Origin of the sequence: Terasakiispira papahanaumokuakeensis (assembly GCF_001709345.1) — a bacterium.
Classification (GTDB): domain Bacteria; phylum Pseudomonadota; class Gammaproteobacteria; order Pseudomonadales; family Halomonadaceae; genus Terasakiispira; species Terasakiispira papahanaumokuakeensis.
This window is the reverse complement of sequence record NZ_MDTQ01000001.1, coordinates 2679980-2705391: the sequence shown is the minus strand read 5'-3', so window position 1 is coordinate 2705391 and position 25412 is coordinate 2679980. Positions and strand designations below refer to the sequence as shown.

Annotated in this window: 17 protein-coding genes; 12 read left to right on the top strand and 5 right to left on the bottom strand. The window is 51.8% G+C overall.

What is annotated here, in order from left to right:
* Positions 1-90: 90 nt before the first annotated feature.
* From BFW38_RS11775 to ggt, 5 genes are all read left to right on the top strand, one after another.
* Entirely contained in the window at positions 91-837 is a 747-nt protein-coding gene (locus tag BFW38_RS11775) for an amino acid ABC transporter ATP-binding protein (protein WP_068998943.1), read from the top strand.
* 231 nt (positions 838-1068) lie between these two features.
* Positions 1069-3309 (top strand): right-handed parallel beta-helix repeat-containing protein, encoded by a 2241-nt coding sequence (locus tag BFW38_RS11770; RefSeq protein ID WP_068998940.1) that lies wholly within the window; start codon positions 1069-1071, stop codon positions 3307-3309.
* A 196-nt stretch (positions 3310-3505) separates the two neighbouring features.
* Positions 3506-4957: a coniferyl aldehyde dehydrogenase gene (locus tag BFW38_RS11765; protein ID WP_068998938.1), complete on the top strand. Its 1452-nt coding sequence runs from the start codon at positions 3506-3508 to the stop codon at positions 4955-4957.
* A 379-nt stretch (positions 4958-5336) separates the two neighbouring features.
* The gene (locus BFW38_RS11760) at positions 5337-7088 is read left to right on the top strand and encodes a DUF262 domain-containing protein (protein WP_068998936.1); all 1752 of its coding nucleotides are present in this window, start codon (positions 5337-5339) and stop codon (positions 7086-7088) included.
* A 216-nt stretch (positions 7089-7304) separates the two neighbouring features.
* Positions 7305-9017, top strand: a complete 1713-nt coding sequence (gene ggt / locus BFW38_RS11755) for a gamma-glutamyltransferase (RefSeq protein ID WP_069000432.1) — start codon at positions 7305-7307, stop codon at positions 9015-9017.
* Between the two features lie 39 nt (positions 9018-9056).
* Here ggt and BFW38_RS11750 read toward each other — a convergent pair whose 3' ends face one another.
* Both BFW38_RS11750 and BFW38_RS11745 read right to left on the bottom strand, forming a co-directional pair.
* Complete coding sequence (locus BFW38_RS11750; protein WP_068998934.1) at positions 9057-12344, bottom strand: AAA family ATPase; 3288 nt, start codon at positions 12342-12344, stop codon at positions 9057-9059.
* On the bottom strand, positions 12341-13690 hold the full coding sequence (locus BFW38_RS11745; RefSeq protein ID WP_218186413.1) for an exonuclease SbcCD subunit D C-terminal domain-containing protein: 1350 nt from the start codon (positions 13688-13690) through the stop codon (positions 12341-12343). Before BFW38_RS11745 ends, BFW38_RS11750 begins: the two co-directional genes overlap by 4 nt.
* Positions 13691-13927: 237 nt before the next feature.
* Here BFW38_RS11745 and BFW38_RS11740 point away from each other — a divergent pair, with 237 nt between their 5' ends.
* Both BFW38_RS11740 and BFW38_RS11735 read left to right on the top strand, forming a co-directional pair.
* Complete coding sequence (locus BFW38_RS11740; protein ID WP_068998931.1) at positions 13928-14542, top strand: YigZ family protein; 615 nt, start codon at positions 13928-13930, stop codon at positions 14540-14542.
* A 4-nt stretch (positions 14543-14546) separates the two neighbouring features.
* Positions 14547-15746 (top strand): multidrug effflux MFS transporter, encoded by a 1200-nt coding sequence (locus tag BFW38_RS11735; protein WP_069000430.1) that lies wholly within the window; start codon positions 14547-14549, stop codon positions 15744-15746.
* Between the two features lie 27 nt (positions 15747-15773).
* On the opposite strand, the gene BFW38_RS11730 is transcribed toward BFW38_RS11735, so the two are convergent.
* Entirely contained in the window at positions 15774-16955 is a 1182-nt protein-coding gene (locus tag BFW38_RS11730; RefSeq protein ID WP_068998929.1) for an acetyl-CoA C-acyltransferase, read from the bottom strand.
* 174 nt (positions 16956-17129) lie between these two features.
* Between BFW38_RS11730 and BFW38_RS11725 the strand changes: the two genes are divergently transcribed.
* The 4 genes from BFW38_RS11725 to BFW38_RS11710 all read left to right on the top strand — a co-directional run bounded on the left by BFW38_RS11725 (position 17130) and on the right by BFW38_RS11710 (position 21831).
* A complete protein-coding gene (locus BFW38_RS11725; protein ID WP_069000429.1) occupies positions 17130-17720 on the top strand; it encodes a TetR/AcrR family transcriptional regulator in 591 nt (196 codons plus the stop codon).
* A gap of 422 nt (positions 17721-18142) precedes the next feature.
* Positions 18143-19792 (top strand): AMP-binding protein, encoded by a 1650-nt coding sequence (locus BFW38_RS11720; protein WP_068998927.1) that lies wholly within the window; start codon positions 18143-18145, stop codon positions 19790-19792.
* A 62-nt stretch (positions 19793-19854) separates the two neighbouring features.
* On the top strand, positions 19855-20619 hold the full coding sequence (locus BFW38_RS11715; protein ID WP_068998925.1) for an SDR family NAD(P)-dependent oxidoreductase: 765 nt from the start codon (positions 19855-19857) through the stop codon (positions 20617-20619).
* A gap of 9 nt (positions 20620-20628) precedes the next feature.
* Complete coding sequence (locus BFW38_RS11710) at positions 20629-21831, top strand: acyl-CoA dehydrogenase family protein (RefSeq protein ID WP_084004813.1); 1203 nt, start codon at positions 20629-20631, stop codon at positions 21829-21831.
* Positions 21832-21882: 51 nt separating this feature from the next.
* On the opposite strand, the gene BFW38_RS11705 is transcribed toward BFW38_RS11710, so the two are convergent.
* On the bottom strand, positions 21883-23565 hold the full coding sequence (locus BFW38_RS11705; protein WP_068998922.1) for a SulP family inorganic anion transporter: 1683 nt from the start codon (positions 23563-23565) through the stop codon (positions 21883-21885).
* A 34-nt stretch (positions 23566-23599) separates the two neighbouring features.
* Positions 23600-23863: a helix-turn-helix domain-containing protein gene (locus BFW38_RS11700; protein WP_068998920.1), complete on the bottom strand. Its 264-nt coding sequence runs from the start codon at positions 23861-23863 to the stop codon at positions 23600-23602.
* A gap of 435 nt (positions 23864-24298) precedes the next feature.
* On the opposite strand from BFW38_RS11700, the gene BFW38_RS11690 reads away from it, so the two are divergent.
* Entirely contained in the window at positions 24299-25267 is a 969-nt protein-coding gene (locus BFW38_RS11690) for a putative metalloprotease CJM1_0395 family protein (RefSeq protein WP_068998916.1), read from the top strand.
* The last annotated feature ends 145 nt before the right edge of the window (positions 25268-25412 follow it).

Here is a 25412-nt window from a genome sequence, read left to right as displayed (position 1 = left end):
AGCGTGACCGGTACGTCGAGAGTGGCGTGTGTCCATCAAGTGTTGCTCGCGTACCTGTGGAGATGAGCACAGATTGATAAAGGTGAAAGCATGAGTTCAATTGTCAATATTCAGGGCATGAATAAGTATTTTGGTGATCACCATGTACTGAAAGATATTGATCTGACCGTTGATGCCGGTGAAGTGGTCGTCATTATTGGTGCCAGTGGTTCAGGCAAATCGACGTTGATTCGCTGTGTGAATGGTTTGGAAGAGTATCAACAGGGTGCTTTGGAAGTGGATGGACAAGCGCTAGCAGTGAATGGTGGCCATCAGCAAGCACTGAATATCATCCGTCAGGAAGTCGGGATGGTTTTTCAGCAGTTCAACTTATTCCCGCACCTCACGGTATTAGAGAATATTACGCTTGCCCCGATGAAGGTAAAAGGTATTGCTGCCCAGCAAGCGCAAGAAACGGCACATCGATTATTAGAGCGGGTGGGCATTGGCAATCAAGCTCAGAAGTATCCAACGCAGCTCTCTGGAGGGCAGCAACAACGCGTGGCGATTGCTCGTTCATTGGCGATGGAACCGCGTTTAATGTTATTCGACGAGCCGACATCTGCCCTCGACCCTGAAATGATTGGCGAGGTCTTGGATGTGATGCGTGAGTTGGCCAGTGAAGGGATGACCATGATGGTGGTGACTCATGAAATGGGGTTTGCCAGAGAAGTGGCGCATCGCGTGGTCTATGTCCATGAAGGCTGCATTGTCGAGGAAGGCAAGCCGGAGGATGTCTTTGACCGCCCTCAGAATGAGCGGACCCAAGCCTTTTTATCTCGTGTTCTGAAACATTGACGGCATCACCTCCTAGACCTAGTTGTAAAATGTCGAGCTTGCCCGTCTAGTCACAAGCCCCACCACAAATCCTATTCAGTGCTCAGGCGATGCGCCTGGGCTTTTTTCTGACCTAATACGTATGACGTATTACGTTTAAAAGTGTGTCTGAATTATGATGGCGTTGCGAGTCAATGACATGACGATGTCGCTGCTGAAAAGAAAGATAATAAATATAGGGATGCTTTTGATATGAATAAAATAATAAGGGTTTCACTCGTCAGCCTCGTGCCTGTATTCGGAACGACGGCTGTATTAGCAGCGCCTGCTGCACAGGATCTGACTTGGCAAGCGATTACATTCGGTCAATCGACTGATTTGAACTTTGGATCGACCATTCTGCCGGAAAAAGTGGGTACCAATGAGGTGACGGTTGATGGTGAACCGGTCGATGCTGGGCCATTAGTGAAGCAGTTCACTATTGAGAGCCGCGGCGGTAAATTGGCGAACTCTCATGAAGGCGGCACATTCTATTATACCCGTTTGCCGACTGACGTTAACTTTACCATTGCGGCGACGTTAACTTTAGAGCAGCTGGGGCCTGAGACGGGCGCAACGCCTAATCGTCAAGAAGGTGCGGGCATTATGATCCGCGATATCATTGGGGCGCCGCGGGCTAATCCGCAGCCTGTGGGTCACGAAGAATTTCCAGCGGCGTCCAACATGGTGATGAATTTATTGCGTTCTCATAGCCGTCAGAACGATGGCTTATCCAATGCGACCGCTGTTTATCGAGAAGGGATTCGCCAGCCCTGGGGGAATCCGGGCAATTTCTTGAGCAAGCAAGATTATGTGGAAGGCATCGAACATGATCGTCATCACCACTATCGCATGACGCTCACACGGACGAACGAACACTTTTCAGTCACGTTGAATGATGGACAAAAAACGGTCACTCATACGCTGGATGATGCGCCCGCGAACTTAGTGCAGACACAGGATGCCGACCACCAGTATCTAGGCTTTTTTGCCGCGCGTAATGCTCGGTTGAGTGTCTCTGATGTCACGCTTGAACTCAGTGATGCCGACACTGACCAGAGCAGCCGCTATCAACCACCGAAAACGCCTTTAAACTGGGCGCTTGCCTCCGCTGAAGTAACCAGTATTCCCGATTATACGCTGCAAGCGCGGGCGAATTATGCGGGCGAATATCAAGTGATGCGCGCAGGGCAGGCACTGGCGGAACCGAAAAAAGTACGCGCAGGCCAGCTATTTCAGCAACCTGTGACGGTTTCAGAATCCACAGCGCTGACCGTGACCTTTAAACCGTTACAGGGGCCGGAACAGTCTGTTCAGACACAAACGCTGACGGTCAAACCTGTCGCGGTTGCTGACCCGATGAATCTGTATGTTTCACCGCAAGGTCAGGTGGGGCAGGCGGGTACAAAGGCTCAGCCGTTGGATCTGGCCTCAGCCATTATGCAAGTGGCGCCCGGTGGCACGATTCACTTAGCCAGTGGTGATTATCCAGAGATTGAAATTCCCCTATCCGCCAGTGGTCGTCCCGATAAGTTGAAAAGACTGACCGGCGAAGGGGCTCAAGTGCGCTTTACCGGCATGGTGTCTCATAATGCCAACTACTGGCAGCTTGATCATCTTGAAGTCGCAGGAGAGCGACTGATTGTTCACGGGAGTCACAATACGTTTGAGCATATCGTGACCCACGATGCGCCTGACAGCGGCTTCCAAATCACTTCGCCCCGCGGGATTGGTCGTGCCCTTTGGGCCAGCCACAATACCGTTCGGTACAGTGAAAGCTATAACAACATGGATCCTTCACAAATCAATGCCGATGGTTTTGCCGCTAAAATGCGGATTGGGGAAGGTAATTTATTCGATCACTGTATTTCTCATCACAATATTGATGACGGCTGGGATCTCTTCAACAAAGTAGAAGATGGGCCCAATGGCGCGGTGACGATTATGAACTCTATTTCGTTTAATAATGGCCAGACATTAGCGATGGAGAAAAAAGGCGGCAATCGTGGGAATGGCTTCAAACTCGGTGGGGAAGGCTTGCCTGTACCGCATATCGTACGTAACAGCCTGTCGTTCAATAATAATATGGATGGCTTTACCGATAACTTTAACCCTGGTGCCATCACGTTAGCGCATAATATCGCGATCGATAATAAGCGTTTTAACTATATTGTACGTCAAAGCCCTTATGAAGGTGAACTTGATCCGGCCGGGTTAATGGATAATGTGTCGCTTCGGATTGCTCACCCAGGTCAATATCCCGATACCGTCCATGGTGATATCAGCCCTAAAAACTGGTTCTTGAAAGAGGGCGATTACTTTCCGGCCAGTGAGGCTCCTTATGATGCGGCGACCAAAGGCCGAATCGAAGCCCTGATGGCGCAGTCACCTAGTACCGAAGCAGAAGTGCTTGAGCGTGCTTTGGCACTCCAGCAGCTATTGTTTGATCATTAAATTAACGTGATTCACCGTCATGACCTCACAGGCCTCTTCGGGGGCCTGTTTTTTTGCGCTATTCGCGTGTTGAATAAGGGCTCAGTCGATGGTGGGGGGCAAAAAGCGGTCTGACGATCGTTTTCGCTAATAATCGGCTTTCGTTAGCCCTCAATACCGACCTGAGTGGCTGAATTTTGATCGCCGGAGAGGTCTCATGACACAGGATGAACATCGCATTCACATGGCTGCCCTGCTGTACCGGCAGCGCCATGCATTCCTTCACGAGGGTCCGCCGGATCTGGAAGTGCGTAAGGCTCGACTCTCTCGGCTACGTAGTGCGGTGCTGGCTTACCGAGACGTCTTCAAAGACGAAGTCAGTGCTGATTTCGGTCACCGTTCGCGCCATGAGACCGATATGATGGAGTTGGCCTGTGTCATTCAGGCCATCGACTACCTTTCCCGCCACCTGCGTCGCTTTATGAAGCGCGAACGTCGCCATGTACCATTGATCTACCGTTCGGGACGCGCTTACGTTGAATACCAGCCGCTGGGCGTCGTGGGTGTGATGGCGCCTTGGAACTATCCTATTGCGCTCACGCTGATACCGTTGGTGACGGCTTTGGCAGCGGGTAATCGTGTCATGCTCAAGCCTTCTGAACTGACGCCACGGACAAGCGAGGTGTTGCAGCGCATGCTGGCCGAAGTCTTTTCTCTTGATGAGGTGGCTGTCGTGCTAGGTGGGCCCGAGGCAGGCGAGGCGTTCAGTGCACTACCGTTTGACCACTTGTTATTCACCGGTAGCACACAAGTCGGTCGCAAGGTGATGCGAGCTGCCAGCGATCATCTGGTGCCGATCACTTTAGAACTCGGCGGCAAGAGCCCGGCTATCGTGGCTCCTGGTCACGCCCATCAGCGCACTGTACACAGCTTGGTTTATGGCAAGCTGTCCAACGCAGGCCAAACTTGTGTGGCACCAGATTATGCCCTGGTTCACGAAGATGACTTAGAAAGCTTTATCACCCAGTACGTCGCCACAGTACGGCGTTTCTACCCAGAGGGCCCGGCGAGTCCCGACTACACCACCATCATCAGCGATCGTCATTATGACCGGCTATGCGAGTTGGTCGATCACGCGCGCCGCACGGGGGCCCGTGTGATTGAGGTGGGCGAAAGCCCTACTCGCTTGCCTGGACGTGAGCGCGCCTTGGTGCCTACGCTCGTCATCAATACCGATGATGAAGCGCCCCTCATGCAAGAGGAAATTTTCGGCCCCGTCCTGCCGGTGCGGACCTACCGTTGCATCGACGAAGTGATTGCGTACGTGAACGCACGGCCTCGCCCTCTCACGCTCTATTACTTCGGCGCTGAGGATCATGACTGCGCTCGGCTGCTTGAACGTACGACGTCTGGCAATGTGGGGATCAACAATACCTTGATGCACGTGGCGCAAGATGATTTGCCTTTCGGCGGCGTTGGCCTGAGCGGTATGGGGGCTTACCACGGCATCGAAGGTTTCCGCTCGATGAGTCATGCCAAGGGCGTCTTTGTGCAGGGGCGTTGGAACTTTCCCCGCCTGATACATGCGCCTTTCGGCAAGCTCGCCGATATCGTCATCTCGCTCGTACTTAGAAAAGCCAAAGACAAAGGTAAAACGTCATCGTTATGACGGCCGGAGAACTCTTCCAGTCAGCAGGTCTTGTATTGTCGCGATGGATGAGCAAAAAAGTATTCATTCCAAGTATATGCGTTGGATTATCTATGGTGTAAATGATTATACAGGGCAACAGATTGCCTGCGAAGCAGTAATCAGTAGTGTTACGTGTGTTGGTTGCCGGGACCTTTCGGGTCAGCCACATATAGTGGAGTCTATAACACGTTAAAAATATTATTGTTTCGTAGGTGTCGTTGGTTATTACCTCGTGAATGTTTATAGGTAAGTCTTTTTACATTTTTTGGTTATTTGTATAACTTGAGTTTTTTGTTTTTTTGTCTATTATTAATATTTTTATGGATGTGAAATTGATGTCGATTGGAAGGAGTGTAGTATGCAAACTATAAATTTTGATATTGGTCAGCTTTTGAAAAAAATAAGTTCCGGCCATTTCTTAATTCCTCAATTTCAAAGAGACTTCACATGGAAAGAAGGGCAAACTCGTTTGTTAGTGGACTCTATTGCTAGAAATTATCCGGTAGGGTCGCTTTTGATTTTAGGTAAGAATGAAGATGTTCCTCTTAAATCTAGAAAGTTAGATGCAAATTATCCACCTAAAGATGATATCAATAATTTAGTGGTTCTTGATGATTCAAGTTCTGAATCATATTATGTTTTGGATGGACAGCAACGACTCACATCAATTGCAAGAGTTTTTTTAGATGCTCATCCAAAAAGAAATTACTATTTCGATTTGAAGAAGATGCATGAGGTTTTTAGTAATGAGAGCCCTAGCTGGATCGTGAGTAGAGCAAGAGGTAAGAAGAATCCGGAACGAAAAGATAATAATAGGCTGATTAGAACAGATATTGCGCTTGATCAAGCTAAATGTGATGTTTATATCTCCGAATATATAGAGGACTCTGGAGACTTTCCTGAGTTTCAAGAAGATAGAACTCTTGCCCGAAAAGCTGCTGCTAGCTTGAAAGGAGTATTTGAAACAATAAGAAAATTTTCAATACCTTTTGTGGCTCTTGATAATGATGCTCCATTAGAGTCGGTATGTAGAGTCTTTGAAACTATTAATTCAACGGGAACTCGTTTGACGACTTTTGACTTAGCTGTAGCGCGATATTATCCGGAGCCAGACCTTAAAGAACTTTTTGATAACTCAAAAGAATGTTATCCTATTCTTAATGAATATGATGTTGATGGAGAGCGAATCTTACAGATATTATCTCTTTATTATCTAAGGAATGATGTTAATAAATTTCCTGAAGCAACAAGGTCTGTTCTTCTTTCATTAAAGCCAGATTTTATTGCTGAACACTGGCATAATGCTGCATTTCATCTGTCTGAAACATGTAAATGGGTGAAAGCCCTTGGCGCTACAGCAAAAACTCAGCCTCCGCATGGTACTTTAGTTTCTATAGCTGCAACACTGATGTGTTTTCCTGATAGCTTATCTAAACCAGCATTTTCGAGCACTTTAAGAAAATGGTATTTTTGCTCTACTCTGGCTGCTAACCCTTCTCCTGCTAATAATTATAAGGTTGGCGATGATTTTAGAAGATTTTGTGATTTTTTAGATAATGGTGAAACTATACAGTATCCTAGAGTGTATTTTACAAATGAAGAGATTATTGACATAAAACATATTTCAGATAGTAGGTATAAAGCGATTCAAGCCTTAATGAGAACGACAGTTAAAGAGGACTTGATGACTGGGAATTCGTTGGATGGCGACCTTGAAGATCATCATATCTATCCTTATTCATTGAATAAGTCTGGGTTGAATAAGAATAAGCTTAATTCAATAGCAAACAAGATAATAGTTTCTAGGGAATCTAATAGAGATATTGGGGACAGTAACCCTGATAAGTACTTTATGGAGATTATTAGACATCACCAATGTGAAGGCAACTCTGCTGACTTGGATCGGCGCTTGGCAAGCTGCCTTATACCTTACTCAAGCACTGATCCTAATTTTGAAAGATATGTATCGAAAGAGTCTTTTGACCAGTTTCTTGAAGATAGAGGGCAAATGATAGCAAATAGAATCCAAGAGATTGTGGGTGATGCATGGAAAGCCCCTTTAGATGATGATGAAGCTAATCTAGAAGATGATGAATTTGTTACGAGTTGAATGTAACTAGGTGCCTTAAAGTGCGATTAGAATTCTGTGTTACGTTTATTGATGGCTCGATGTTTTGATCGATCATGCCTACCTTGAAGTTCGGTTCCCTTGCTTAATAATGATAATGCTAAGGATAAGCTTATGTGGATGACAACGTTGATGTGGCGAAAGGTGCCTGTCTGGAAGAAGGCGTTTAGTGTGAGCGCTACCACACTGACCCTTGCGATGGTCAGTTTGACCGCTCCGCAAGCGTTCAGTGCAAGTGCCTCTGATGTTAGTGGTGAGGCGACGTTACCGATTTTGGAGGGTGAGCGCTTTCACCCGGAAGAAGGAACTCGCGGCATGGTCGCGACCAGCCATTATCTCGCCAGTCAAATTGCCCATGATGTGTTGGCTGATGGTGGTAATGCGGTGGATGCGGCGGTGACCGCAGGGTTTGCGCTGGCCGTGACGCAACCGCGTTCCGGCAATATCGGCGGGGGTGGCTTTATGCTGATCTCCGATGAGAAAAGCGGCAAGGTGATCGCTATTGATTATCGTGAGAAGGCCCCTAGTCGTGCTTATCGCACCATGTTCCAAAATGATGAAGGCGAGGCTGTCAGCCAGTGGTCACGCTTCTCGGCTAATGCAGCGGGGGTTCCCGGTACGGTGGCAGGATTAGCCTTGGCACTGGATCGCTATGGCACTTATCGCCTGCCTCAAGCGTTAGCTCCGGCGATTAAACTGGCCGAAGAGGGGTTTATTATTCCGCCGCGTTTCGCCAAAGGGTTGGCCGATACCCGTGAGCGATTGCAGAAGTGGCCATCAACGCGCAAGGTGTTCTACAAGCCTGATGGGCAGTTGTATCAAGCCGGTGAACGTTTTCGCCAGCCCGATCTGGCCGCAACGCTCAAACGGATTGCCGCTGATGGGCCCGATGAGTTTTATACCGGCCAAACCGCGAAGTTGATTATTGATGAAATTCAGCGCCATGCGGGCGTGATGACATTAGAAGATCTGGCGGCCTATGAACCGGTGATTCGTGAACCGGTCCACGGCACTTATCGAGGATATGATATTTACAGCATGTCTCCGCCCTCTTCCGGAGGTGTTCATATTGTCCAGATCCTCAATATGCTCGAAGGGGATGACATTCATGGTCTCGGCTTTAACTCCGCCCAGACGATTCACTTGATGAGTGAAGCCATGAAGCGGGCTTATGCCGATCGTTCACAGTATCTGGGGGATAGTGATTTCGTCGATGTACCGCTGAATGCTTTGACGTCTAAAGCTTATGCGCGTGAGCTGCGTAGTCAATTTAATGAATCCCAGTCGACATCGCCTGACTCAATTGGCCCGGGCAAAGTTCAGCGTTATGAGTCTAATGAGACCACACATTTCTCGATTGCGGATGACCAGGGATTAGCGGTTTCCAATACCTATACCATTAACTTCAGCTATGGCTCAGGCTTGGTCGTGGATGGCGCAGGGTTTCTGTTGAACAACGAAATGGATGATTTTTCTGCGAAGCCTGGTGTGCCGAATGCTTATGGGTTGATTGGGGGTGAAGCCAATGCCATTGAACCGAATAAGCGGATGTTGTCGTCTATGTCACCGACCATTGTGAAAAAAGAGGGGCGCAACTTCCTCGTGACCGGCAGCCCTGGCGGTTCACGGATTATCACCACGACCTTACAAGTGATTATGAACGTGATTGATCATGGCATGAACATCCAATCTGCTGTGAGTGCGCCGCGTGTTCATGATCAGTGGTTACCCGATCAGCTACGTATCGAAGCCGGTATCAGTCCCGATACCATCCGGCTGCTGGAAGGCATGGGTCATCATGTCGACACCCAGCCTGCCATGGGGGCCAGTCAATCGATCATGATTGATGAGGGTCACTTCTATGGTGGTGCTGATCCTCGACGCGCAACCTCTTCCGCGATGGGCTTGTAACTGGGCTTGTCACGTCATCGCTTACGACGCCAGCGGTATTTATTCGTCAAGGACGACGAGTCGGCTGGCGCCGTTGCCTTGGCGCTCGACTTGAATTTGGACGGGCATGCGTTCGTGCATTTCCTGCACATGGGAAATGACGCCGACTTTGCGCCCCTGAGCTTGTAAGCCATCCAGGGCGTCCATCGCTAATTGCAGAGATTGTGGGTCGAGACTGCCAAAACCTTCATCAATGAAGAGCGATTCAATGCGTAAATGGCCGGAGGCCATACCGGCTAAGCCCAGTGCCAAGGCCAGGGAAACCAGAAACGTCTCGCCACCTGAAAGGGAGTGGACTGAGCGGACCTCGTCGCCCATTTCGGTATCCAAGACTAAAAGGCTCATGGGTGTGCTGCCGCGCTGTAAGCGATAGCGGCGGGCTAAATGCTGCAACTGTTGGTTGGCGTGAGCCAGCAATAACTCCAAGCTGACACTTTGGGCCATGGTCCGGAAGGTTTTTCCCTCTCGATCGCCAATCACTTCATTTAAACGCTGCCAGCGATGGTAGGTCTGACGCGCTTGATTGAGAGCCTCACTGAGTTGCTTTTGGGCGGCTCGTTGCTGGTCATCTTGCTGGATTTGGCTGTAATCCTGTAGCCGTTGCTCGTCCAATGTTTCGACTTGATGGTCGATGTCGCTCAGCTGTTGGGTGAGATCGGTTTGGTCCGCCGCAACGGGGGCATTGGCCTGATGCTGTGCCCAACGCTCTTGAGCATCATCCAGCCGGGCTTGGGCCTGCTGTGTCTGAGTTTGCGCCGCTTGCCACTGTTGACGCCATTGCTCGGCTTGCGGCATGTCGAGCAGCAATCTATCGAGGTCGGCTGAAGTGACATCGGGATGTTGTGCCAGCCAGGTTTGGCAGGCGTTATTCAGTTCCGCGATGCGATCTTGCTGCTGGGATAGCCGTTCAGTCAGGTGTTGGTGATTGCTTTCCAGTCGTGTCAGCGTCAGTTGCGTGTCCTGTAATGCTTTTTCGGCTTCACGCCATTGCGTTTGCGCGGCGTTACGACGCTGCTGTAGTTGATGTTGCCACTGGCTGACGGTGTCGTATTCACCCAATAATGTTTGTCGCTGTGTGTTCAGGTTCGTTTGGTTTTCCCGATTCTGCTCTAGGCGTTTTTGCAAGGCCTGACAGGCTTGCTCTTGCTCTTGGTATTGAGTCAGCTGGGTCTGAACTTGCGCCAGGTGTTGGCGATGCGTCTGAAGCTTAAGGCGCTGTTGCTGTTGAGCTCGCTGCACTTCCAGTAATTGTCGAAGCTGGTCACGTTGATTGCGCAGTCGCTGCTGCTGTGTGGTCAACCATTGCACAGGATCATCGGCTTGGCGCGCCCCTTGGCAATGGCGGGGTAATTGATATTGCCAAGTTTGGCTGAGCGATTGCCGTCTTGTGGCCAGTTGTTGATCCTGTGTTTCAACACTATTGAGATGACTTTCGCTGCGCAATCGCTGGGTATGACAACGTTCAACCTCGGCTGAGAGTTCATCCAGCTGTTGTCGTTCGACATCGGCATCAAGCTGGGTCAACGCCGCCTCTAGGCGTTCAGGGTCGGCCCAAGGGTGTTCCAAACTACCACAAACGCTACAGGGTTCTCCGGGCGTTAATTGGGTCCGCAACTCAATAATGTGATCCTGACGCAAGCGCCGCTGACGTTCGAGGATCGGCTTGGCTTGAGCATAGCGTTCTTGGGCCTGCTGCTCATTGGCTTGATCCTCTTGTAGCTGTTGATACAACTGCTTGAGTTGGGCTTGTAATGCCTGGGATTGTTGGTCCAGCTCTGCTAACTGTTGGGCTTGTTGGAGGCTGGGGGTGAGCGTCTCTAGCTGTTGCTCATAGGTGCGCAGCGTCTCTTCATCTAGCGGCAGATCGAGTGACACTTGCCGTAATGGTGCGTGCTCGGAATCCCTGTGTTCGGAATCCCGGTGTTCGAAATCCGGGTGTTCGAAATCAATGTACGCTGGATTGACCTGTGTTGAGTCAAGCTGTTCATCCAGTTGTGTGATGGCTTGGGCGAGCGTATCCGGCAGCGCTTCAAGGTCTGTCGTCAGCCCCAGTTCATGGCAGAGGCTTTCTAGTGACTGCCATCGTTGAGCTTGTTGCGCCTGTTCTTGCGCCCACCTTTGCCTTAATTCCTGGTGTTGTTCGGTCAAGCTTGTGAGCTGATAGTCACAGTGCTGGGCGGCGTCAATTTTGGGTTGAGCCTCGTTGAGCGCTTGCTCGGCTTGCTGGCATTCAGCTTCAGTTTGGGTCAGCGTTTGCTGTTGTTGAGCTTGGGCCTCTTGGTATTGGGCGATGATGTTTTGCTGTTCGGTTTGTTCTGTGATCAGTGCTGGCGTTTGGGCGCAAAGCTGTTGGTGTTCTCGGTGTTGAGGCAGGATATCGGCTGCCTGGTCTAACGCTTGGAGACGTTGAGCCAATGGTGCGATCTGATCCTGATCTTTTTGAGCGGTATGTAGTGCATTGAGCCGCTGTGCTTTCTCAGTGTTGAGCTGCTGGGCCTGTTGTTGCCAAGTGAATGCCTGCTGTAATGCTTGGCGTTGCTGTTTGAGCTGAGCCAGCTGTGCGTTGACTTCGGTTAAATGCTGATCGAGTGCGGCTCTCGTGTCGGCATCAAGAGGTGTTTGGTGACCGAGTCGTTGTTCGATCTCTTTAACGGCCTGTTGAGCATCACGAGCCTGGGCAAAGGCCAGTTGACCAATTCGGCTATAGAGTTCCGTTCCGGTGAGGCGCTCTAGTAATGCACTACGCTCAGCATCTTCTGCTTGAATAAAAGCACTGAATTCCGATTGGGCTAACAGCACGGCACGGCTGAATTGTTCATAGGTCAGCCCCAGATAAGTTGGCAACTGGTTTTTGAACTCATTGGACTGCTGGGTCAGTAAGGTGTGATCACTGAGCCGGGTCAGCGATTGTTCTGCGGCTTGTAATCGTCCTGAAGCCTGATGGCGGGCGCGCCGCACCGACCAGCGCGCGCGGTAGGCTTGATCGTCGACACCGATAAAGTCAACTTCGGCATAGCCTTGGGCGGCACCGCGTCTGAGTAGGTTGCGAGGGTCTTTGAAGGTAATGTCATCCTGCGGCATGCGTCCTTTGTGCGAGGCACGTTGTAGGCGCGGTGTGGTGCCATATAGGGCCAAGCATAAGGCATCTAAAACGCTGCTTTTGCCTGAGCCCGTGGGCCCCACCAGGGCAAACAAAGGCGCATCGGCCAGCGGCGGTTGAGTGAAGTCCAGACACTGTTCACCCGCCAGTGCGGCGATATTGCAAAGACGAATGGCGAGAATTTTCATGACTCGTCTCTTGCCGCAGAGGTTTTGAGTGTAGGGTTTTCGCTAGCGGATGGGTTGTCTTCAAAGACTTCATCATCAAGCTGTGCTTGTTCGACCAACCATTGAAAATCAGCCATCAGCTCGGCGTCGGGTGCCTGTCCGAATTGAGTCAGCCATTGTCGGGTCAGAATATCGGTCGGAGTCAGACGATCCAACTGCTCTAGAGATGGCGTCTCAGCCGAGTGTTCTGATTGGGCATAATGGACTTGGATACGCACCAATCGTACAGGCGCCTCTGCGAGTACCGCTTCGATTTGCTGGCGCAAGTTGGGCTCAGGTTGTGTCAGTAATACACGCACTTCTAACCAAGGCCAGCGCTCAGGGGGTAGCGGCGCTGAGCCATGATGTTCGGTTGAGGTCTGGCACTCTTGAGCCAATGCCTTGAGTGCGCTCATCACCGTGTCGAGTGGCGCCGGTTGCGCCGGGACTCGGCGCATGGCGGCATAGTGGGGCAGTGGAATAGGGGTGACATTGGCCAGTGACTCACCTTCAAGCGTCACCTCGACCAGTTGGTGAGGATAATGGGTCTCGGCAAATGACATTGGCAATGGGGAGCCGCTGTATCGAATACAGGGGTGCTCCTGTAATTGTTGGGGTCGATGCAAGTGGCCCATCGCGACATAGGCCAATTCAGCGGGGAACAGCTGAGTCGATATGGACTCAGCCCCGCCAATGATAATGGGCCTTTCCGAGTCTTCTGAGACCTGACCTGTCGTCAGGTGGGCGTGGCTCATGGCCACTAGCGCCTGCCCGGGAGCGCGTTTGTCCACTGCCGCTTGGATCAGTTGACGATGCACCATTTCGATGCCCTGTAAATAGTCGTCTCCGAGTCCTGAGCCGGTCACTTCGGCAGGGCGTAAGAAGGGTAAGGCGAGACACCAGGCGGCAATTTGCCCTTGAGCATCTGTCAGCGGAATACGTAAAGCGTCAGTATCCAGTTGCCGTGGTGTCTCCACTTGGCTGGGGTGCCAATGAACCCGCCCTAGAGCATGCGTGTTGAACTGCGCCAGTAACGGCGCGGGGAGTTCGATTCGAGCGCCTGAGTCATGGTTACCGGCAATCAGCACGATATCCAATTGGGGACAGCGCTGGTGTGCTTGACGAATAAACTGATACAGCTGCTCTTGGGCGCGAATACTGGGGTTGGCATTATCAAAGACATCACCGGCAATCAGGAGTGCATCAATATGGCGTTCGCTGAGAGTTTCCAGCAGGGTGTCTAGAAAGGCCTGGTGTTCGGCTTCTCGGGGTTGCCCGTGGAGTGTCTGGCCTAGATGCCAGTCGGCAGTGTGGATCAGTTTCAGCACAGTAATCCATAACCTTATATTTGGCGATTGCGTTCGGTGATAGCGTTTCGTTGATTGCGTTCGGCGATTGTGTCTTGATCAGCGGTGTATTTCATCGCCTTGTTTTCGAAGCGCGATGGCGTCTCGGAGGCAAGGAACGCAGTGTTGTCCGTGATTCTGTTATGATCCCGCTTGGCTCGATGGACTGCAAGCCCAGGTCGAGCCGTTTGGATCTTTGGTCGCTACTCAAGGAATAGCATGTCTGACGTCTATCCTGTGCCCGCAGCACCGCTGCGTGCTGAATTGGAAATCAAGAAAAGTCGCTTTATCGCCTGTGCTTTTCCAGTGTCCACACGGGAAGAGGCCTTGTCCTGCCTGAATGAGCTGAAACAGGAGTTTCCTGATGCGCGCCATCATTGCTGGGCGTATTTGATTGGCAATCCCAAGGGAGCGGCTACGGCGGCCATGAGTGATGATGGCGAGCCTTCGGGCACGGCGGGTAAGCCGATTCTCAATGTCATTCAGCATAAGCAGGTGGGCGATACGCTCGTGGTGGTGGTCCGTTATTTTGGCGGCATCAAACTCGGCGCTGGTGGGTTAGTGCGTGCTTATGCCGGAGCCACTGAGGCCGTACTGTCATCGATGCAGTGGGTTGAACCTGTGCCGATGGACACAGTGACGCTGACGTTGGATTTTTCCCAGGAGCAACCGTTACGCCACTGGGCGTCTCAACATGACAGTGAGATTCAGTCGGTGACTTATAGCCAATGTGTGCAGGTGGTACTTCAGGTGCCGCTGGCGCATTTGACGACGTTGCATGAATGGGTCAATGGTCAGCACGGGATTGAGCGACTGAGTGACATTGATGAATAAGGCCATGACGATCCCGACGCGGCGTCTGGCATTGCTGCTGGCGATCAATACGGCGTTAGCCCCTTTTGCAGTCGATGCTTATCTGCCCGCGATGCCTGCGATGGCGACAGACTTTGCTGTTGATATGGCCCATATTCAATGGTCATTAAGTCTCTTTTTGGTCGGCTTTGCGCTAGGGCAACTATTTGGGGGGCCTTTATCGGATCGGCTGGGGCGTAAACCGGTCATGCTGTCCGGTATTTTGTGCTTTTTACTCGCCTCATTTGCCATCCCCTGGGCGCCGGACGTGACTTACCTATGGGGGCTACGCTTTATTCAAGCCTTGGGAGGCGGGGCCTCGGTCGTGAATTCGTCGGCGGTGGTACGTGATTGCTTTAGTGGTCGAGATAGCGCTCGCGTTTTGTCGATGGTGGCGATCATTATGTTGATGGTGCCGCTAGTCGCCCCACTGTTGGGCAGCTTGCTGCAACAGCTAGGTGGCTGGGAGGCGATTTTCTGGGTGCTTGGGGGGTATGGGGTCTTAGCCTGGTGGGTGCTCTATCGGTACTTGCCAGAAACACGTCTCAGGCAAGAAGCGATACGCCCTTGGTATCACATTTGGCCGACTTATCGGGTGATTTTGCATCACCGTCAAGGGATGGGATTTCTGTTGACGGGGGCGCTGAGCATGGCGGGTCTATTGACCTTTGTGACCGCTGCACCGGAAGTTTACATCCAAGTCTATGGCCTGGATGACACTTGGTTTCCGTGGCTTTTCGGTTTGAATGTGATTTTTATTATTGTCTCGAACCGGTTGAATTTACGTCTGCTGGGCCATCATGCCCCTGTTGCGATTATGCGCCGAGGGTTACAGATTCAATGGAGCGGTGCGGCAATCGCCTTAAGCTTGGTCTTGTTGGGTTGGGATATCTCTTGGGGGGTGATGTTGCCCTTTTTGATTATGGCCTGTGGTGTGATGGGGCTGATTTTGCCTAACACGGTTGCGGGTTTGTTGGAACAGTTTCCTGAGCGCAGCGGGGCGGCGAATGCCTTGCTGGGGTCTACGCAATTTCTTCTGGGTGGCCTTTTAGGCAGCTTGGTGGGGGTTATCGGGCATCAGTGGGCGGAACCGTCGGCACTCCCCATGTTGGCCGTCATGTTGTTCTGTTTCTCGGTGTCTTATTGCTGTTTCCGTGGCTTGGCTTGTCGCCCCTCGCCGACCTGAGTCGGTGAGGGGCGGTTTTGGGCTAATTTAAAGCATTTCAATAGCGACTGCGGTGGCTTCGCCGCCGCCGATACACAGGCTGGCAATGCCTTTTTGCTGACCTTCCTGGCGCAGTGCATGCATCAGGGTGACCAGGATTCTTGAGCCGGTGGAGCCAATCGGGTGGCCCTGAGCACAAGCGCCGCCATAGATATTGACCTTATCGTGGGGCAGTTGATGGGCATCCATGGCGAGCATCGTCACGACAGCGAAAGCCTCATTGATTTCATAAAGATCAACGTCATCGGCTTGCCAACCCACTTGTTCCAGCAGGGCACTAATGGCGCCAATCGGGGCTAGGGTAAATTCACTGGGCGCCTGAGAGTGAGTACTGTGGCCGACAATACGGGCCATTGGGGTCAGCCCGCGTGCTTTGGCCGTAGACTCCCGCATCAAGACCAGAGCGCTGGCCCCATCGGAAATTGAGCTGGCATTAGCCGCCGTAATGGTGCCATCTGCCGAAAATGCAGGTTTGAGTGTCGGGATCTTATCTAGGTTGGCGTTATGCGGTTGTTCGTCATGTTGAATCTCTAACTCGCCATGGCGATTACGGACCGTGACAGGCACAATTTCATCGCTGAGTTTGCCCTGCTCAATCGCAGCCATCGCCCGCTTCAGTGAGGTGATGGCAAAGGTATCCATCGCTTCACGGGTGTAGCCTCGCTCATCAGCCACTTCTTGGGCAAAAACGCCCATGAGCTTACCGGTTCGTGCATCTTCCAGACCATCCATAAACATATGGTCTTTCAGTTCGCCATGGCCTAAGCGATAGCCACTGCGTGCTTTGGGTAGCAGGTGCGGCGCATTCGACATACTTTCCATGCCACCGGCGATCATGATGTCGTTGGTGCCTGCTTTGATCAGATCGTGGGCCAACATCGTCGCTTTCATGCCCGAACCGCAGAGTTTGTTAACTGTCGTTGCCCCTGCACTGACAGGCACACCGGCTTGCATCATGGCCTGGCGAGCTGGGCCCTGACGAACACCGGCAGGCAATACGCAACCCATAATGCCTTCCTGAATATCTTCGGGTTGTAGGCCGGCCCTTTGTATCGCTTCTCGAATGGCGATACCACCCAACTCAGGTGCGGTTAGGCTGGCTAGGCTGCCCTGTAACCCACCCATTGGGGTACGTGCCCCAGAGACAATGACAATAGCATCCTCAGACATGACTCCACCTCTTGTTATGTAATGCTGTGTGTTAGATGTAATGCGCTGTATGTTCTTCGATGTCGTGTGCTGAATCGATTCGGCATGATTCATGGGATTAGATTGACCCCACTCAGCGGCTCGTTTAATGTGACTCACCCGTCACCAGCCAAGCAAGCGCTAGTTAAAAACGATATGAACTTAAACAACAAGTCCAAGCGACGCAAGGAATTGATCGAAATCGCGGCTGAAATGTTCTGCCGTGAAGGCTATGAGCGGACGACTGTGCGTATGCTCGCAGAAGCCATGGGCATTAAGTCTGGCAGCCTCTTTCACCACTTCAATGATAAGCAGGAAATGCTCTGTGCCGTGATTGAAACTGGGATGACGCATGCGCTGGATGTTGCAGAAAGGGCATTGCTGCAGGCTCAATCGCCCCGTGATCGGCTAACGGCATTGGCTCAAGCCCATTTGAAAACACTACTGGATGATCGCAACGCTCATGTGGTGGCGATTTATGAGTGGCGGAGTTTATCTGACCCCTCTCGCGCTCATCTGATTGCCCTGAGAGATCGTTATGAAGCGTTATGGCGCACTGAAATTGAGGCATGTCTGGCTGCGGGGTTACTCAAAGGCGATCCTAGTTTACTGCGGCATCTTGCTCTAGGCGCCTTGAACTGGACGGTTCAATGGTATGACGCTCAGGGTGAAAAATCGCCAGAGTCTCTGGCCGAAGGTCTGGTACAGCTCATGCTGGGTGAAGCCGCGGTTGGGCTGCATGCTTAATCAACGTATGAGGATTGGATGCCACTAAAGTTTGAAAAGCGAGCGCTTGCTAGGTTTATGTGGCTGCGTTAGCCTCAAGCTTGTCAGTGTTGAGCGAGGCGTGTGGGTTTCGGTCCTATTGGGGCGAGGTCACGCTTGAACTGATTTGAATGCTGGGTTTGATATTGGTCAGTGAGATCTGGAGATGAAATAAGGGCGCTGAGCGTCCTTATTTTTGCCTATCTGGGTGACGTTAACGTAAAGGTTATCTTGAGGCGTGAGTGCACTTTGAGCGTATGCGGCAGTTGGTGACTGTGCTTGTGACCGCCATTGATGACTCTTCTGAGGCAAACGACTGACACCGTCACGGCGCCAGTGACTGATCAACACAGTTTGATACAGCGACTTATAAAAACAACTCATCACAAGTGTGGAGAATCGCGATGTCTGATCACTATGCCCGTGTGGTAGCTGAGTTTGATTTATCTGAAGTTGAAGCTCGGTTAAATGGCAGTCTGGCCCAGGGTTTCAATGCCTATGATGAATGTATTGAACGTCATATTACGGCGGGGCGTGCCGATGACGTGGCGCTGGTGCATCAGAGCCCTGACAAAGTGGTCTCCCAGCTTTCTTACGCGGATTTAGCACAGCGTTCAGCGCAGGTGGCGAATTACTTACAACAGCAAGGGGTTAAAGCAGGAGATCGGGTGGCAGCGATGTTGCCTCGAACGCCAGAGCTATTGAGCATTATTTTCGGTGCCTGGCGGTTAGGCGCCGTTTTTCAGCCCCTGTTTACCGCGTTTGGTTATGAAGCCGTCGATTTTCGGCTGCAGCAAGCACAAACCCAGGTGGTGTTTGTGGATCAGTCTCAGCGAGAGAAGTTTGCTGCTGTGACGGCGAATACGAAGCGGGTTTTAATGGGTACGGCGGAGCAGGCGGCTCATTGGGGAGATGATCATTTTACCACCGAAATGGCCGCTCAACCGGTGACCTTTGCTTCAGTCTTATTACCTGCTGAAGCCCCCTTCCTGCAAATGTTCACTTCGGGCACTGTCGGTAAATCCAAAGGGGTGGCCGTGCCGTTAAAGGCCTTGTTGGCATTTTATACCTATATGCATTTTGCGGTGGGCCTCAGGCCTAATGATCGCTTTTGGAATATGGCAGACCCGGGTTGGGCTTACGGCCTTTACTATGGTGTGACGGGGCCTTTCTTAATCGGCGCACGCACTTATATCAATGAAGCGGGTTTCAGTGCTGAAGACACCTTGGATTTTCTGAAACAGCATCAGATTACCAACTTGGCGTCAGCCCCGACGGCATATCGCATGATGAAGTCTTCGGGGGTGTTGGATGGTCAGGCGGAACATTTGGCCATTCGAGTGGCCAGTTCCGCTGGGGAGCCGTTGAATACCGAGGTCGTGAACTGGGTCACCGATCATTTAGGTTGCCGCGTGATGGATCACTATGGGCAGACGGAAACGGGGATGACCTGTTGCTGTCATCACCAGTTGGATCACGACTGTCCCGTAGGATCGATGGGGTTACCGCTTCCGGGCTATCGGTTAGTGATTCTGGATGCCGAAAATCGTGAGCTTGGGCCGGGCGAAACCGGGCAGCTGGCCGTTGATATTGAGCATTCGCCTGCTTTCTTCTTCCAAGGCTATACCTGGCAAGAAAAAGTCCCTTTCTATGAGGGCTACTATTTGACCGGTGATATGGTCGAACAGCATCAGGATGGCACTTTTTGGTTTGCCGGTCGTGATGACGACATTATTTCAACGGCCGGTTATCGCGTAGGGCCGACCGATGTCGAGAATACGGTGCTTGAACATGCGGCTGTGGCGGAGTCAGCCGCTGTGGGTAAACCGGATCCTGAGCGTGGTTTTGTGATTAAAGCCTATGTTGTATTGCGAGAGGGGTATGAGAAGAGCGATGCCTTGGTGAAAGAAATTCAGACGTTAGTGCGCGAACGCTTGTCCACCCATGCGTTCCCCCGTGAAGTCGAATTTGTTGATGCCTTGCCGAAAACCCCCAGTGGCAAGATCCAGCGTTTTGTGCTGCGGCGTCAGGCAGCCGAAGAGTCCAATGCCTAAAGGCCTAAAGGCCTAAGGGCTGTATTGAGGATTTTGTTCAAGGGTGTATTGAGGAGCCGATTATGCAAATTGCAGGACATACTTTTTTGATTACTGGTGGGGCTTCTGGCCTAGGGGCTGCAACTGCACGGGCGTTGGTCGAGAAAGGAGGCCAAGTGATACTGGCCGATCTGAATGAACAAGCGGGCGTTGCGTTTGCTGCTGAGTTGGGGGCGGCGGCACAGTTTGTGTGCTGTGATGTCACGATTTCTGAGCAGGTCCAAGCGGCGGTTGATTTAGCGGCTCGTCAGCCCGGTGGGCTGGCAGGTGTCGTACATTGTGCGGGTATCGTGGTGGTACAGAAACTACTGGATCGCGAACTCAATCCGGCGGATCCGGAAATCTTTGAGCGAGGGCTTCGGGTGAACCAGTTGGGCGCCTTTAATGTGGCGCGGTTAGCGGCCGCAGCCATGGCACGTGCGGAACCTCAAGATGATGATGAACGCGGCGTCATTATTAATACAGCCTCTATTGCGGCCTTTGATGGGCAGGTGGGGCAAGCCTGCTATAGCAGTTCGAAAGCCGGTGTTGTCGGCATGACGCTGCCGATGGCGCGTGAGTTGGCGCGTTACGGGATTCGTGTGATGAGTATCGCACCCGGGGTCTGCGGCACCCCTATGATGCAAGGGATTCCTGATGAAGCGCGCGCTCAATTGGAGTCAGCGGTGCCTTTTCCCAAGCGTTTAGGGCAGCCCGAAGAGTTTGCCGGGTTAGCGCTGCATATTATTGAGAACCGTTACCTCAATGGTGAGGTGATTCGTTTAGATGGCGGCATTCGCATGCAGTGAGGAATGATGATGACATCTGTAGATCACGATACTGTTGAAGGCCGTGCAGCGTTAGAGACGGGCTCGCCCGATCATCTCAGTGAGACTCATCGGATGATTCAGGAGACGGCCCGGCAATTTTCGCAGTCAGTATTAGCCCCCCGTGCGGCCCAATTGGACCGAGAAGCCCATCGCGCTTTGTTGACGGATAACCTGCGCCAGTTAGCTGAACTCGGGTTTATGGGCTTAACCATCGATGAGCAATATGGCGGGACTCACGCCGATGCGGTGGCATTTTCGCTGGCGCTGACCGAGTTAGGGCGCGGCTGTGCATCGACAGCGGTGACGGTCTCTGTCACCAATATGGTCGCTGAAGTGATTCAAGCCGTAGGCAGTGAGGCCCAAAAGCAGCAATGTTTACCGCCTCTATGTTCCGGTGAGTGGCTGGCAGGCAGTTTTTGTTTGTCTGAGTCAGGGGCGGGTTCTGATCCGGCGAGTATGACGACCCGTGCTGATCGTGATGGTGATCACTGGGTCTTGAATGGATGTAAGCAATGGATCACCAGTGCCGAATATGCCGGTATCTTTGTGGTTTGGGCGGTGACCGATCCTCAAGCTGATAAAGGCAAAGGGATCTCCTGCTTTTTAGTGCCGGCGGATACACCAGGCCTGATCATCGGGCCCGCCGAAGATAAAATGGGGCAAAAAGCATCCGCCACTAATGAAGTGCGTTTTGAACACTGTCGGATTCCCGCGGATGCATTGTTGGGGCCAATACATCAGGGATACAAAATTGCGGTCACCGAGTTAGCCGGTGGGCGGATTGGTATTGGCTCGATGGCCCTGGGGATTGCCTTGGCGGCTTTGGATACAGCGCGAGATTATGTCAAAGAGCGTGTTCAGTTTGGACGCCCGTTGGCCGATAAGCAGGGGTTACAGTGGATGCTGGCTGAGCGCTATACCGAGATGGAGGCTGCTCGGTTGCTATTGCTTCAAGCGGCAACGTTGAAAGCCGCTGGGCGCCCTTTTGGGTGTGAAGCCTCCATGGCCAAATGGATGGCCACAGAGAAGGGCAACCGTGCTTGCTATGATGCGTTGCAATTAATGGGGGGCAATGGCTATGTTCGGGATTTCCCACTGGAGCGCTATGCCCGCGACATCCGTGTCACTTCGATTTATGAAGGCACCAGTGAGATTCAAAAGCTGATCATTGCCCGTCATTTATTGTACTAGCGTGTATGGCGTATCACGCATTAGGGTTAGGCTATGTATCACGCATTGGGGTTAGGCTAATAGCGCTTTCAGTTTCCTGACCGCGGTATTCAGTTGGTGGCTGAACATCACTTCAGGAGGCTGAACCCCTTGTGTGAAAAGCTGTTGGCGCATGTCATGAGTGGTTCCTGTTAGGGCCACTTTGACTCCCGCTCCTTGAGCTGACTTGAGGGCTCCGGCGAGCATTTGTGCCCCACTGCTGTCCAAAAATGGCACTGCAGAAAGATCTAAAATCAAACCGCGATGTTTATCCGCAATTCTCAGCAGTACCGATTCAATCGAGGCGGCGGCACCGAAAAAACAAGCGCCGGATAATCGATAAACAACCAGGTCTGGATCTGTAGCAGGGACGCCTTGATCCGGTGGATTCAGTTCATCGGCTTGATCTTCTTCAAAAAGAGGGCGTTCGGCGGTGATCGCGGTGGCTTGAGCCATACGATGAATAAACAGCACCATACCGACCAGACAACCGACGACAATCCCTGTGGTTAAATCTCTGAGCAGCGTTAGACCAAAAGTGCTGAGCAATACGGCGGCATCCGCTCGTGAGGCTTTCAACAGTGATGCAAACGCACGCTTTTCAATCATATTCCAGGCAACTACCGCTAATACCCCCGCTAGGCTGGCTAACGGAATATAGGCCGCCAGGGGGGCTGCAATCATAATAAATAACAGTACGAATCCCGCATGGAATATGCCCGCCATCGGGCTGGTGCCACCCGCGCGGACATTGGTGGCGGTGCGGGCAATCGTGCCTGTGACACAGAGTCCACCAAATAAACTGGAGCCTATATTGGCAACGCCTTGAGCGACGAGCTCACAGTTTGCTCGGTGGCGTCGGCCCGTCATCCCATCGGCCACGACCGCTGAAAGTAGTGATTCAATCGCCCCCAAAAGTGTGAAGGCGACGGCATTCGGCAAAACTGCTTGAATCATTGACCAAGACAGCTCGGGCCACTCTGGCATAGGCAAATGATTCGGCATTTCACCAAATGTGGTGCCCAGGGTGGCAATCGGGAGTTCCAACACTGCAGCCACCAATGCGGTGGCGGTTACCGCGATCAGCATCCCAGGCCAGCGAGGCAGCCAGCGTTTTAAGCCGACAATGATCAAGATGGTCGAAAGAGACACCACCAGCGTGGTTGCATCCAGACTATTTAAGTGCTGCCACAAAAAAGGCAGCTTCTCCGGCAGGTCGCCGGGCTCTGAATCGGTGAAGTTCAAGCCGAGTAAAGGTTTCAGCTGGCTGGCAAAAATGATGACGGCGATACCCGCAGTGAAGCCGACTGTGACGGGGTAGGGAATAAACTTGATATAGGTACCGATGCGTAAAAAACCGATGGTCATCAGCATCAAGCCAGATAAAAATGTCGCGACGAGCAGGCCACTTATGCCATGGGTTTGAATTGTTGCGGCGACTAATACGATAAAAGCGCCCGCAGGGCCGCCTATTTGAAAACGGCTGCCACCCAGCAGGGAGACCAAGAAGCCGCCAATAATCGCGGTATATAGCCCTTGTGCTGGGGAGGCCCCAGACGCGACGGCGATCGCCATCGATAGTGGCAGGGCGACAATCGCGACAGTCAGCCCGGCAATCACATCTGACTTGAGGCGATGAAATGAATAGCCTTCACGTAACGTGGTGATCAACTTGGGTGTAAAGAGTGCGGCAAAACTTGGCGCGGGCGTTTGCATGATATTCAGCAACCTTAACCGATGATTCGAAATCTCAGGCTTGCGTGGAGGAGGCTTCCTTTAGGCGTACTCCTCGCCCGCAGGCCTGGCTGTGCGCCTGCTCTGCGATAAGCTCGACGCCTGCACCCTCAAGAGCACTGACAACACGAGTTAGGCTTTCAATGACGCCTCGTACGGTATTCGGGCTGGATTCCATTCGTTGGATGGTAGGCACCGATACGCCAGCTAATGAAGCGAGTGTCTTTTGATCAATACCTAAGAGCGCACGTGCTGCACGCATTTGAGAGCCGGTAATCATGATAATGTTTTTTCCTGTTAGATTGCTATGTGAATTAAGTATAATGATGTTTTAGATATCAATATAGTTATTTTAAATATCATTCGGGTGGAAATGGTAGTGCGATTCGAAAATCGGGTCACTTAGGCCCTGAAGATTCAAGAAATCGCTGACGATGCCGTTATGGTATTTATGCTAAAAGTGACTAAACTGACTACAAGTGCGTTGATACCATGGTTAATGTTTGTATCGTGATGAGCGCTTGTTTAGGCAAGTGATTGATTTAATAGGTAATGGTTGGCAGGTAATAACATTTGATTTGAGCTGTATTGAGTTGATCCGTGTTGAATTTGATCAATGCATGACTTCGCTAGCACTAATTGCAGGTTTTGATCTCGATGCTGGTGCGCCAGCATGTTGACTTGTTTACGTTTGGCCAACATGAGGACCGCGAACATGATGCCCGCCAGTCTACACAGCAACAATATGATGCCCAGCTGGTCATCGCGCCGAGATCAGGATTTACAGCAGTTACGTGATAAGCTCGCCCAGACGGATGAAGCGGCGACGCCTACTCCACCCAGCAAGGCTTCATCATCGCAAGCTCGGCCTGATTCAACGTCTGTTCAACAGCAGTCGGCGGTTTCTCAAGAGCCGGATGCTGCTCAAGAAGGGAAGCGTGGCGAGGCTCGCACGGCTGATGAGTCTGGCAGTGATCGCGAAAAGAATGTCACTCAGGAAACTGCCGATGAAGAGACGCAGCGCCTGAAGCAAGAAATTGCCAAGCTGGAACTTGAGCAAGCACGTGCCATTGATCAAATGCGTCAGCGCGATCAGGAAGTTCGAACGCACGAACGCGCACATGCCAGTGCCGGTGGTCAATGGGCCGGAGCTCCGACTTATGAGACGGAGAAAGGGCCTGATGGACGTCAATATGCGGTCGCAGGTGAGGTTCAGATTGATACCGCGCCGATCGCTGATGACCCCGAAGCGACCATCGAAAAAATGCGAACGGTGATGGCGGCGGCAATGGCACCGGCAGAGCCTTCAGCTCAAGATCGAAGTGTTTATGCCCAGGCTCAAGCTACCCTGGCGCAAGCTCAAATGGAGCTTGCCCAACAGCGCAGTGACGGGAAGGAGACGAATCGCTCCGACTCTGACGTCAAATCGAGTAATAACGATGAAGGTCAGACGCCTGCTAATAATAATGAGACTGCCGATATGTCTAATATGGCCGATAGGCGTGAGCCTGTCAGTTTTGCGTTTGGTCGACCCCGTAATCTTAATGTGGCGGTGGCCCAAGGGCGTCAATTTTTTGGTGAAACGGCCAGCTCCGCAGGCGAGGCGGTTGCTTTTTATTTTGATTGGGCGGCGACGAATCGCTGGGATTATACGCCGGGTGGGCGCTTGAATATTGCGGCTTAAGCGCTATGGCGGTGATCTAGCGGCTATCAATCGCTTATCGTCGCACAGCTTTTGGGTGGTGTGTTTTTGTTTGAGTTCTAGGTCGTATTCCTTTTCCAATATTTCTTTTTTAATTTTTAATCTCTCTTCTCTCTTCTCTCTTCTC